The organism is Agarivorans sp. Z349TD_8 (genome assembly GCF_050870825.2).
In the GTDB taxonomy this organism is placed as follows: Bacteria; Pseudomonadota; Gammaproteobacteria; order Enterobacterales; family Celerinatantimonadaceae; genus Agarivorans.
In genome coordinates, this window is the sequence record NZ_CP194037.2 from 3,265,274 (window position 1) to 3,276,587 (window position 11,314).

Below are 11,314 nucleotides of genomic sequence, written 5' to 3' on the forward strand. Positions count from 1 at the left end.
TGCAGAAACAATATTTCTACGTGATCGTTTGTTTAGCCAATACAACAACCATCTGTTGACTATCTGTGGTTTTGATCTGGACTAGCAATGAGTCACTCAGAAGCCACCCAATGGGTGATGAAAATTTATTATATTTAACTCCAAACTCATGATAAATACGTGTTAAGTTGATTGATTTAAAACCTGTAGGTTCTTAATCATGAGTGTACTTTCTGGGATGAAAATGTTTGTCAAAGTGGTGGAATGCGGAAATTTCACCGCCGCAGCTGCGGCTAGTAACGTGTCGCCAACCATGGTAGCCAAGCAGATCAGATTAGTGGAAGAACGGATCGGGGCTCGGTTATTACACCGAACCACTCGACGACAACATCTCACTGAAGTCGGTCAACTCTATTTTGAACGTTGCCTTCGAGTATTGTCTGAAGTTGAATATGCTGAGAATAGCGCAATAGAATTACAGTCGGCACCAAAAGGCCTAGTACGAATGGTTGCCCCGGTCAGTTTTGGTAGTCAATGTTTAGTGCCAGAGCTGAGCCTTTATATGGAACAAAATCCAGATGTGGACGTGATGCTAAATCTGGATAATCGAATTTCAAACCTTAGTAATGACAATTACGAATTAGGCATTCAGATTGGCAAGATATGTGAACCCGGTGTGGTTGCACGCCCCTTACGCGCATATCGCAGGATACTGGCCGCGTCTCCAGCTTATATCCGTCAGCATGGTATGCCCGAGCATCCAAATCAGCTCAGTCATCACAGCTGTCTGGGCCTATCATACTGGCAACGTCAGGATCGCTGGGACTTAATAGGACCTAAAGATGAAACCTTTCAGGTGTATATTCATGGACGCTTTATGTCCAATCAGGGGGATGCTCTCAGAATGGCCGCGATCAATAACTGTGGTGTCGTGATGCAACCCGATTATGTTTTAATAAATGACATTGCTCAAGGCCATCTAGTCCAAGTATTGCCAGACTGGTCCTATAAGCCAACACCCTTGTACCTTACCTATCACCAAGATACTCGTCCGTCCGCTAAGTTGCGTAGTTTGATCGACTTTTTAGTCGAACGTCTGGGGAGCAAGCAATAAGAACATCCCAACCTTTTCTACCAAGTAAGCACTAGTTGGGATAGGTGGCCTTTTATGTCGCTTTAGATAACGACTATTGTTTTACTCGCTGGAGGGTTTTGAGGTGTCTTATGAAGTACCAACTATCCGGTGTTTTTGATAAAAGGCTTGCTTCACCTTGTAATATGCATAAATATAATCAGTATGACATCTTAAATAGAAATAGTGCATATTAGGTCACAAGTAATGACAGAATTTCCTCCAAGTGCCAGAAGTGAAGACGCTTTGAAGCAAATCGATCTCAATCTGCTCAGGGTCTTTGATGTCCTTATGCAAGAACGTAGCGTGACACTAGCGGCTGCCCGTCTAAATCGAACCCAACCGGCCATAAGCCACTCTCTGGCAAGGCTACGGCTATTATTAGACGATGAATTGTTCTCTCGAGAGTCTCGAGCCTTGTTACCAACACCGCGAGCAATGGAACTTTGGCCCGCAATTTCCCAAGCGATCTCGCAAATCCGCGCAGCGATAGACCAGCATTTACAATTTAAGCCAAGCAAAACACAGCGGAACTTCCGGATTGGCGTGAACGACTATACTGCCGTTACTTTCCTACCGGGCTTAATTGAGGCCTTTTCAATCGAAGCACCAAATGCAAGCCTAAACGCGATACATGAACGGGAAAATGACGCAGCATCTTCGTTAAGAAATAAGCAAGTCGACGGTATTATCATTGGCAACTCAACGATGAAAGATGGCATGTTTAGAGTGGTCGAATTGGCTCGCGATAAAATGGTCTGCGCCGGCTGGGCTGGCAATGAAAAGCTCGACCACCTGAATCTGGAAGGCTATCTTTCTGCTCAGCACTTACAAATATCGGCAGACGGAATCTCGCCAGGATTAGCCGATAATGCATTAAAAAATATGGGCAAGTCTCGAAATATCGTGGCAACTGTGCCGCATTACCTCGTCGCACCTTGGGTCATCAAGGGCTCAGACTTACTCACCACCTTTGGCGACGGCATCTTGCCTGTATTATCGCAGGAAAGCGAAATCCGCATCCTGCCCCCGCCGATTTCGTTACCCGACGTCACCCTGTCGCTTATCTATGAGCATGAGATGGAAAACGACCTTGGACATATTTGGTTCCGAAGCCTGCTGCGCTCCGTTGTAGAGAAGCAACGTGAAGGTAAGCAAGCCGCTTATCGTCGCTTTAAACTTTAGCCATTACATAACTCGTCAACCGAAGGGAAATACTTAAAGGTTCACCGTAATTAGTCTTGCTTGAACCATCGTCTTTACGCGACTTCAATAGGATTTCCATCCTCCGCTTACTTTTGCAAATATTGGATAAAAATCAGTCACAAAAATTCCCGTTATGTGATCAACTGCAAGCTTTATATGCATGGTTTGCATGAATGTCATTAAAATTATTTATTTGATTTATGTATTCGCTTGCTTGATAGTCAAATGAATCCAACGGAAGGAAACCCAAATGATCTTACTTAAACCTATCAGCCCCCTGCTCAGCGCCATTTTCATGGTCGCCATAACAAGTCAAGTCAGCGCTCAAGAAATTACCGTAATCAAAGACGTGAAACAGACTGGCAAATTCACCATCGCAAATACCCTGTCTTATGCTCCTTTTGAATATATCGACGAAAACGGTAAGGCCGCCGGCTTCGACATCGAGCTTGCGACCGCCGCGGCCAAGTTGATGGAAGCCAAACTGGAAATTCAAACCATGCCTTTTTCCAACCAAATCCCAGCTTTAGTTGCGGGAAGGAACAAGGTAGCTTGGGCAACCTTCACCGTCACCGAAGAACGTTTAAAGCAGGTAGACTTTGTCTCATTCCTGCAATCTGGGGTCGTCGTGGTCACCACACCTAACAAAGCCGCCGCATTTAAAATGGACAACGCCCTTTGCGGCAAAACGATTGCGCTGCAAACTGGCTCCGCTGCCGATTTTGTAGCAGACAAAGTTTCCGAAAGCTGTACCGCAGCCGGTTTAGAAATTGTCAATAAGGCGCTCTATCCCGAACAAAAGGACACCATCCAAGCGGTCATCTCTGGTCGCGTAGACGCCAGGCTCGACGACTCGACGGCTGCCGGGTATTTTGAAAAAACCACCAACGGCAAACAAGTCGTGGTTGGAGACGCGATGCTGCCCTCGCCTCTGGGCGTTGCGATCCGCAAGGGCGATACCGAGACCGCCAATATGATGAAAGCTATTTTTGATAAGCTTATCGCTGACGGCACCTATGCCAATATCCTTCGTCGCTACAGTCTCACCACCTCTGCCGTCAACACTTCAGTGATCTACACCAATGCCTCTCAACTCGCCGATTAAGGTGATTCACAAGCACCCCGTCATCCTCATATGACGGGGTTAAGTTTCATCCCCCATCAGCCAGGAAACAGCCATGTCCGCCTCCCATACACCGAAACCAAAACTTGATCCCGAAAACCTGATGGTCGTTCCGCTGCGCCATCCTGTCCGGGTGATTGCCAGCATCTTAACTGTTCTCATCGTGGCCTTTCTGATTAATGGCGCTATCTCGAATCCTGAACTTCAATGGCCAGTTGTGAGCAAATACCTGTTTCACCCAATGATTGTGAAGGGGCTGTGGATGACCATCGTCCTAACCATTGTGATTATGCTCCTTGCCACCTCAATTGGCCTGATTGCAGCTCTGATGATGATGTCCTCCAGCAAGTTGCTAACCATCCCCGCACGGATCTTTGTATGGTTCTTTCGCGGCACGCCGGCACTGGTGCAACTGGTTCTGTGGTACAACCTAGCCATTCTCGTAAAAGAATTTTCGCTTTGGCTCCCGGGGCTTGGCACCGTCTTTTCGGTGGCCACTAACGACATCATGACCCCGTTTGTCGCGGCGACGATAGCCTTGTCACTTCATGAGTCTGGCTATATGGCCGAGATCATTCGCAGCGGACTCAATTCAATAGACAAAGGGCAGACCGAAGCCGCAGCCTGTCTCGGCATGACACCAAGCCTGCTGACCCGTCGTATCATTATCCCGCAAGCCATGCGATTGATTATTCCACCGACTGGAAATGAAACGATTAACCTGCTGAAAACCACCTCACTGGTGAGCATCATCGCGGTAGGTGACCTATTCTATTCCGCTCAGGCCATCTATGCTCGGACCTTTGAAACCATTCCCTTGCTGATCGTTGTCACCTTCTGGTACCTCCTCATGGTCTCGCTCATGTCGATGGGGCAATCGTATCTAGAACGCTATTTCGGCCGTGAAGAGCGCAGCCACAGCAAGGGCTTCATAGCTCAGATCCTATCCTTACGAAGCAAGAGTAGCCAAATATGAAAGCTCCAACTAACCATAGAGAAACCTTCGGCGTACCAAGCAATACCATGGTGTACGCTGCCGGTATTCATAAATCCTACGGTAATCTTGAAGTACTAAAGGGCGTTGATATAAGCGTACCAACAGGCTCTGTTGCTTGTATTATTGGCCCGTCAGGCTCTGGTAAAAGTACACTCCTGCGCTGCATCAATCATCTGGAAGAGATAAACGCTGGCCTCATGCTGGTTGATGGGGATTTTGTCGGCTACCGCTTTGATGGCAAAAAGCTACACGAACTCCCCCCTGCGGCAATCTGCCAGCGACGCGCGGAAATCGGCATGGTATTCCAGCAATTTAACCTATTTCAACATATGACCGTGCTTGAAAACTTAATGGAAGCCCCAATACAGGTACGCCGCCAACCCATTGCCGACGCTCGGGCCCATGCCGAAGCCCTGCTCGCTCGCGTGGGCCTGGCAGAAAAGCGAGACGCTTTCCCGCGTCAGCTATCTGGCGGACAACAACAGCGTGTCGCGATTGCTCGAGCCTTGGCAATGAATCCCAAGGTACTACTTTTTGATGAGCCCACCTCGGCGCTCGACCCGGAGCTAGTGGGTGAAGTTCTAGATGTGATGAAGGATCTCGCTCGAGATGGGATCACCATGGTGGTCGTGACACACGAAATCGGTTTTGCTCGCGAAGTCGCAGACCAGTTAATTTTCATGGATGCCGGTGTCGTTGTCGAAAGCGGACAACCACGAGAAATGATTGACAAACCACAATCACCTCGCACCCGTGAATTTCTCGCTAGAGTACTCTAATCCGCATTTCCCTAAAGGTTTACTATAGGCTTAATATGACAAGCAAATTATCTAAAAATGATTTTCAGACCTCGGTGGACGACCCCTACGGTTTTGATACCCCGATAGACCGAACCTATCTCAGCACCAAAAAATGGGAGGCCGAGATAGCCAGAACCAACAATCCGGATCTGCTTTGCTTTGGTACCGCCGAGATGGATTTCGCAGCAGCGCCTGCCATCAACCAAGCGATGCAACGAGTCGTCGAAAACAAGCATTTTGGCTACCCAAGCAAGCGCGATAGCTATTTCGATGCCGTTATCGAATATTTCGAACGCCATTTTGACTGGAGAATCGACAAGGATTGGATTTCAAGTAATGTAGGTGTCTATCCGGCGATGCAGTCATTGATCGAGGAACTCACGGAACCCGGCGACGAAATTCTGTACCAAACGCCAGTTCATCATGTTTTTGAAGAGCTGATCACCGCTAGCGGCCGCGTCGCCGTGCCGAACCAATTGCTAAAACGCAATGGGCATTACGAAATGAATTTCGAAGATCTTGCTCGCTGCGTCACACCCCGTAGCAAACTTTTTCTTTTGTGCAGTCCGCATAATCCTGTCGGTCGCGTGTGGCGCCGAGAAGAACTAGAACAACTCAATAGGTTTTGTCTGGCTCATGGCTTAATCGTTGTTACAGATGAGATTTATTGCGGCCTTCTTTATAAGGGCGTGCCTTTCACCCCCTTTGCAAGCCTATCAGACGAGGCATCTCTCAATAGCGTCACTCTGGTCTCAGCAAGCAAATCATTCAATACCACCGGGCTTAAACATGCACTGATGATCGCCGAAAGCGAACACTTGCAAGCCGCCTATTCACGGGGCCTAAAACGCAGTAACCTGGGCTACGGCGGCAGTATCTTTGGAGAAGCCGCGACCGAAGCCGCCTTCCGAGACTGTGACCACTGGAGTGAGGCACTGATGCACTACATCGAGGGGAACTTTAAACGGCTCAAAAGTAAACTTGCTCAAGATCTGCCACTGGTAACCGCGACTCAACCAGAAGCCACCTACTTTGCCTGGCTGGACTTTAGCGCATTGGGACTAACAGATGCAGCGCTTCTGCGTTTTTTCGAAACCGAAGCACAAGTGAACCTGGTGACGGGAGCTTCCCTTGGCCCAGGGGGAGAAGGCCATGTTCGCTTCAACCTGGCAACCACTCGAGCCTGCCTCTCTGAGGGCTTAAATCGCATCTCTACAGCATGGCGACAGCGCCAGACCCATGATGCTTAAATAGCAATGAAACTGGATGTCCGGTTATCATCGAGACATCCACTTAAAAACATGAAAACAAGACATCCACTTAAACATTTCAATAAATGAGTTAGAATGGGTGTCTATGTGATTTTGTCCCTTTATGCGCTTTACTCAGTCCCACGAGTTAGAGTGGGTGTCTCAATAATTTCTATTAAAGACGCCGGATATATGTCAGCGAACCTATCTTCAATCAGGAGTTGCAAAACACGGGGCGTCCATATCTGTCTCAATAATTTCTGAAACAATAACTGTGACAGTTTAGATAATAACACTTGTTTCACGAGTTGGAATGAAGTCTAAGGTGCCTTTTGTCATATCGACCATCTGAATAGTGCTTTATCATTGATCTAGACACAAGTAACAAAACACCGGAACGTTTAAAGTAATAATAGGAAAATAGTGCACACTCCTTATCACTCTACAACTGCGTCACGAGCACTATGTAAGCTTAGCTAGATATGCCGGGTTAACTACAGATAAGAGCAATAAGGTCCAAAGCTTTATAACTACGGAAAGTGAAAAGGTATGATAGAACCCAACCTAGAAGATGTTAAAAAAACACTAAGAGAATATAAATTCCCTGTTGATGTCATTGTGGAAGTTACTAATTATTGTAACCTAAGATGTATTATGTGCCCTTACCCTGGATTGAAAAGACCAAAAGGCAATATGGACTTTTCTATTTTTAAAAAGATAGTCGATGAAATTGCAGCAGTTAGCCCTAACACAAGAATATGGTTGGCAATAATGGGAGAACCACTACTCCTAGGCAATAAACTTATCGAAATGATTAAGTACGCTAAAAGTAATAACATTCAAGTTAATCTAAACACCAATGCAGTTTACCTAGACAAAGAGCTAGGAGAAAAACTATTAAACGCCAGTGTAGACTACATCATTGTAAGCATAGATGGTGTATCTGAGGATTCCTATAATAAAATCAGGGTAAGAGGAGACTTCAACAAAGTCGTTGATAATGTTACAACCGTATTAGAACACAAACGAAAACATCCTGAAATTAAAACAAAAATTGTTTCACAGTTCATTGTAATGGACGAAAACGAACCCGAGGTTGAAGAGTTTAAAAACTACTGGTTATCTAAAGGTGCCATTGTGAAAATCAGGCCCAAGTTAGGTTGGGGCGATGCAGTTAAAGCGTGTAATCTGGAACAAGTAAGATCCGAGGTCGAACGATTCCCATGCGCATGGTTAACAAGAACCGTTTCAATACATTGGGATGGTACTATCTCACAATGTGATGCGGATTATGAAGGTTTATATAGCCCGGGAAGTTTGCTAAATAACAGCATAAAAGAAATCTGGGACAGCCAAATAGCGATACGAAGACAAAATCATTGGAATAATAATTTTGATTTTGAACCCTGTAAGAGTTGTAATGACTGGCTGGCAGGAAGGTCATATTTTTACTATCCAGAATTAGATAAGGAAGACTCTCTAACTTAGGAAGTACATAGATCTACATTAAGCAGCATCATAGAGGGCGTTCAGAATTCTGTGTCAGCTAATTTTGGTAGTGTTTGGAAATCTGTGTCATTTCAGTAGTATATATATAAAACAGGAATGACATATGATCAAAGACTTCGATTTAGAACAAGCCATTAAAGCTCTTCAGTCAGGTCAGGGCAAGACCTGACAGGCAAAGATGGCTCTTAACTCCTCTCATCAAACAGATCACTGAAGCGGCTTTAAAAGCCGAGCTTGAGCAGCATCTTGAAAGTGACGAGCTGTCCACTTCCCCATTAATGAGACAGTTCTAAAGTAGCGACTGAAAACAAGACATCCACTTAAACATTTCAATAAATGAGTTAGAATGGGTGTCTATGTGATTTTGTCCCACGAGTTAGAGTGGGTGTCTCAATAATTTCGCAATTGGTGATTAAGTAGAAGTCAGCAGACGGCATAGTAGCCCAACGCCCATCGTAATGGTTGGGACACGGTGAAGGCCTGAACACTTAGAATAAAGGAGGAGCCTTGTTAAACTTGAACACCCATTCGCCGGCCGGCGTAGATGCGATTCAGCGTATTAACCCGCAGCCAGCCTTTAGCCAACATCTATTTGAACACATGCTACAACGTGAAAATATTCTGCGTGCGTGGCAGCGTGTTCGAGCCAATAAAGGGGCGGCTGGCGTAGATAACATGTCCATTGACGCCTTCCCTGCCTGGGCAAAAGCACACTGGAAACAGGTGGCGGCGGAACTGCGCTGCGGCCAGTATCAACCTAAACCGGTACGCCGTGTGGAGATAGATAAACCCGATGGCGGTAAACGCCTACTGGGGATCCCAACCGTGCTCGACCGTGTCATCCAGCAAGCCATTGCCCAAGTGCTAACGCCTATCTTTGACCCTAGCTTCTCAGCGAACAGCTTTGGATTTAGGCTAAACAAGAATGGGCAACAAGCGGTGAAACAAGTGCAAAGCATCATCAAGCAAGGCCAACGCTTTGCCGTTGATGTCGATTTATCTAAATTCTTTGACCGAGTTAACCATGATCTATTAATGAGTCAACTGGGACAAAGCGTGCAAGATAAACGGCTACTGACACTGATTGGAAAATACCTGAGAGCGGGTTTTGTCCATAACCAGTGCTATCAGCAAAGTCGAGAAGGTGTACCGCAAGGGGGACCATTATCGCCCTTGCTGGCCAACATCATGCTCGACCCACTAGATAAAGAGCTAGAAAATCGAGGGCATCAATTTGCTCGTTACGCCGATGATTTTACCATTTTGCTGAGAAGTCAGCGTGCGGGCGAACGGGTGCTGACGAGCATTAGTCGATACTTGCAACGGCGCTTAAAACTTGTAGTTAATACAAGCAAAAGTCAGGTAGTTAAAACGGCGAAGAGTAAGTTCTTAGGGTTTACCTTCAAAGCGGGACGGCTGCAAATTCATACCAAAACGCTACACCGTTTTAAACAACAAATTAGGCGTCTAACAAACCGTAACTGGGGCGTGGCGATGGGTTATCAGCTATTTAAAGTAAGCCAATACTTGCGAGGATGGATAAACTACTTTGGGATCGCGAATTGCTATCAACTGTGCGTAGTTCTAGATCACTGGATAAGGCGCAGAGTGCGAATGGCCTACTGGCGACAGTGGCGTAAGCCTAGAACCAAAGTGAGGAATCTCATGCGCCGAAGGGTACATGTTCAAGCCGCAGTGGCGTGTGGTATCACCAGTAAAGGCCCATGGAGGAGCTCAAAAACACCGGGGATCCAACAAGCATTATCGAATGCTTATTTAGTATCCCAAGGTCTATTTGCGCTTCGAGATGGATGGATTAAGCTTCACCATTCTAAGTGAAACGCCCTGTGCGGAGCCGCATGCAGGGTGTTGTGGGGGCTGGAGGCTAGATACCTCCGGCTACCCGATTATGTTCGTTTTAACAAAGATGAATGGGCCTCATTTACTTTAGCTAAATAAAGACTTTTATCGGGAAAACCTAATTTATTCGCTTTATCTAAAATTACCATTCCACGATAGCAAACCTCTCCAATCAAATTTATGATGGCTGGCCAATTATTAAACATTTCAAATTCTGATACATTTATCAGATTATTAATCTTTGCCAAATAATGTCTCAAGTGCACAACTGAATTGATCTCGTGCATTGGAAGAATGTTTGAATAAGTAATTATTTTATCTAGCGCAAATTCTATATCTATTTGTGTTCGCTTTAATTCACTGAGAAAGATACCTTTGGAAATGTGCTTTCTTAATGGTCCTACGAAATCTGGATTTGCAACATGAGTCCAATTTTCATATTTTAAAGAAAGTTCAGTGCTTCCCGAACGAGGATATTTTTCTATAAAATAGTTCTCAATTTCAAATTCAGCTTCAAACTTGATGATAAGATCATTGATTCATCCAGCTAAACTGTGATAATCACAATACAAAGTCCCATATGCAAACCTCTCTCTAGATTTTTTTGGAGTATATACATCTAAATACCAAACTGAAAAACCAATCAAATAACCACTAGACAAAGTAAAAAAAATTTCTCCATACTCTTTATTTCTTGCAAATATAGGATAAAAATAATTTAGCATGTCAGGCAACGGAGCAGTTGATTGCTTAATAAGAATAACCAAACAAACGAAAAATAAAGTAATTATAACTTTGTCTCTATTCTCAACATACACTTTGTTTTTTTTAAAGAATTTATTTCTTCTAAAGATTCTGAGTATTTTCAACTTCAAAGACTTCCTATATGAATCGATATAGCTGATTTAATTAAGAACATAACAGTATATTAATATGCAAATTCCCATCTTTCACGCATGCGAAGTTACCACCTATCACGCACCACAGAAATTCACATAGCCTTTAATATTTAGATTTATCAACAGCATACCAGTCAATCACAATTTTGACCATGCGTGAAAGATGGGATCCCACCAAACTGTATACTTACAGTGGAAATAGAAACAAGCAGTCACTTAAGCATTTTACTAGCGAATGGGAATGGCTGACTATGTGATTGTCACGAGACTTTATGAACAGCTAGCGTTCTTTAACTCGCTTGCAAAGAACACGGAGGCTTCCTTTAAGATGCCGCTTTTGTTGTGTGCGTTTAGGCCCTTGCTAAAGCCTAGCGACTTCACCCTGAAGATCTTGCTCCTGTAAACTATGTTTCGATGGTTTCGCGTAAATACCCATCCAGTGATACAGCGCCTTAGTGCTAACACCTCAACGTTCTGCCACTTCTGCGATGGCATAACCCTGAACAACAATTGAATGAACAGCTTCTTGCTTGAATTCCTGTCGAGTCGCACGTGCCTT

9 protein-coding genes and 1 pseudogene are annotated in these 11,314 nt (G+C 45.0%); 9 read left to right on the forward strand and 1 reads right to left on the reverse strand.

Annotation, left to right across the window (positions count from 1 at the left end):
* The first annotated feature begins 199 nt into the window (after positions 1-199).
* From ACRRS1_RS14690 to ltrA, 9 genes and pseudogenes are all read left to right on the forward strand, one after another.
* Positions 200-1,093: a LysR family transcriptional regulator gene (locus tag ACRRS1_RS14690; protein WP_432459737.1), complete on the forward strand. Its 894-nt coding sequence runs from the start codon at positions 200-202 to the stop codon at positions 1,091-1,093.
* A gap of 225 nt (positions 1,094-1,318) precedes the next feature.
* Entirely contained in the window at positions 1,319-2,296 is a 978-nt protein-coding gene (locus ACRRS1_RS14695) for a LysR family transcriptional regulator (protein ID WP_432452440.1), read from the forward strand.
* A 271-nt stretch (positions 2,297-2,567) separates the two neighbouring features.
* Positions 2,568-3,422 (forward strand): ABC transporter substrate-binding protein, encoded by an 855-nt coding sequence (locus tag ACRRS1_RS14700; protein ID WP_432452439.1) that lies wholly within the window; start codon positions 2,568-2,570, stop codon positions 3,420-3,422.
* A 73-nt stretch (positions 3,423-3,495) separates the two neighbouring features.
* Positions 3,496-4,416 (forward strand): amino acid ABC transporter permease, encoded by a 921-nt coding sequence (locus ACRRS1_RS14705; protein WP_432452438.1) that lies wholly within the window; start codon positions 3,496-3,498, stop codon positions 4,414-4,416.
* Positions 4,417-4,463: 47 nt separating this feature from the next.
* Positions 4,464-5,216, forward strand: coding sequence for an amino acid ABC transporter ATP-binding protein (locus ACRRS1_RS14710; RefSeq protein ID WP_432456163.1), 753 nt, complete (start codon positions 4,464-4,466; stop codon positions 5,214-5,216).
* Between the two features lie 35 nt (positions 5,217-5,251).
* Positions 5,252-6,487, forward strand: a complete 1,236-nt coding sequence (locus tag ACRRS1_RS14715) for a MalY/PatB family protein (protein WP_432452437.1) — start codon at positions 5,252-5,254, stop codon at positions 6,485-6,487.
* A gap of 549 nt (positions 6,488-7,036) precedes the next feature.
* Entirely contained in the window at positions 7,037-7,975 is a 939-nt protein-coding gene (locus ACRRS1_RS14720; RefSeq protein WP_432467504.1) for a radical SAM/SPASM domain-containing protein, read from the forward strand.
* A gap of 124 nt (positions 7,976-8,099) precedes the next feature.
* Positions 8,100-8,256, forward strand: a pseudogene (locus ACRRS1_RS14725) (IS256 family transposase); the annotation flags it as partial.
* A gap of 247 nt (positions 8,257-8,503) precedes the next feature.
* Positions 8,504-9,835, forward strand: coding sequence for a group II intron reverse transcriptase/maturase (gene ltrA / locus ACRRS1_RS14730; RefSeq protein ID WP_432467503.1), 1,332 nt, complete (start codon positions 8,504-8,506; stop codon positions 9,833-9,835).
* 560 nt (positions 9,836-10,395) lie between these two features.
* On the opposite strand, the gene ACRRS1_RS14735 is transcribed toward ltrA, so the two are convergent.
* Entirely contained in the window at positions 10,396-10,731 is a 336-nt protein-coding gene (locus tag ACRRS1_RS14735) for a hypothetical protein (protein WP_432467501.1), read from the reverse strand.
* Between the last annotated feature and the right edge of the window lie 583 nt (positions 10,732-11,314).

What these genes read in the sequence shown, in the direction of transcription:
- ACRRS1_RS14695 (WP_432452440.1), top strand. Translation starts at nt 1,319, where the DNA reads ATGACAGAATTTCCTCCAAGTGCCAGAAGTGAAGACGCTTTGAAGCAA.
- ACRRS1_RS14715 (WP_432452437.1), top strand. Translation starts at nt 5,252, where the DNA reads ATGACAAGCAAATTATCTAAAAATGATTTTCAGACCTCGGTGGACGAC.
- ACRRS1_RS14720 (WP_432467504.1), top strand. Translation starts at nt 7,037, where the DNA reads ATGATAGAACCCAACCTAGAAGATGTTAAAAAAACACTAAGAGAATAT.
- ACRRS1_RS14710 (WP_432456163.1), top strand. Translation starts at nt 4,464, where the DNA reads ATGGTGTACGCTGCCGGTATTCATAAATCCTACGGTAATCTTGAAGTA.
- ACRRS1_RS14700 (WP_432452439.1), top strand. Translation starts at nt 2,568, where the DNA reads ATGATCTTACTTAAACCTATCAGCCCCCTGCTCAGCGCCATTTTCATG.
- ACRRS1_RS14705 (WP_432452438.1), top strand. Translation starts at nt 3,496, where the DNA reads ATGTCCGCCTCCCATACACCGAAACCAAAACTTGATCCCGAAAACCTG.
- ACRRS1_RS14690 (WP_432459737.1), top strand. Translation starts at nt 200, where the DNA reads ATGAGTGTACTTTCTGGGATGAAAATGTTTGTCAAAGTGGTGGAATGC.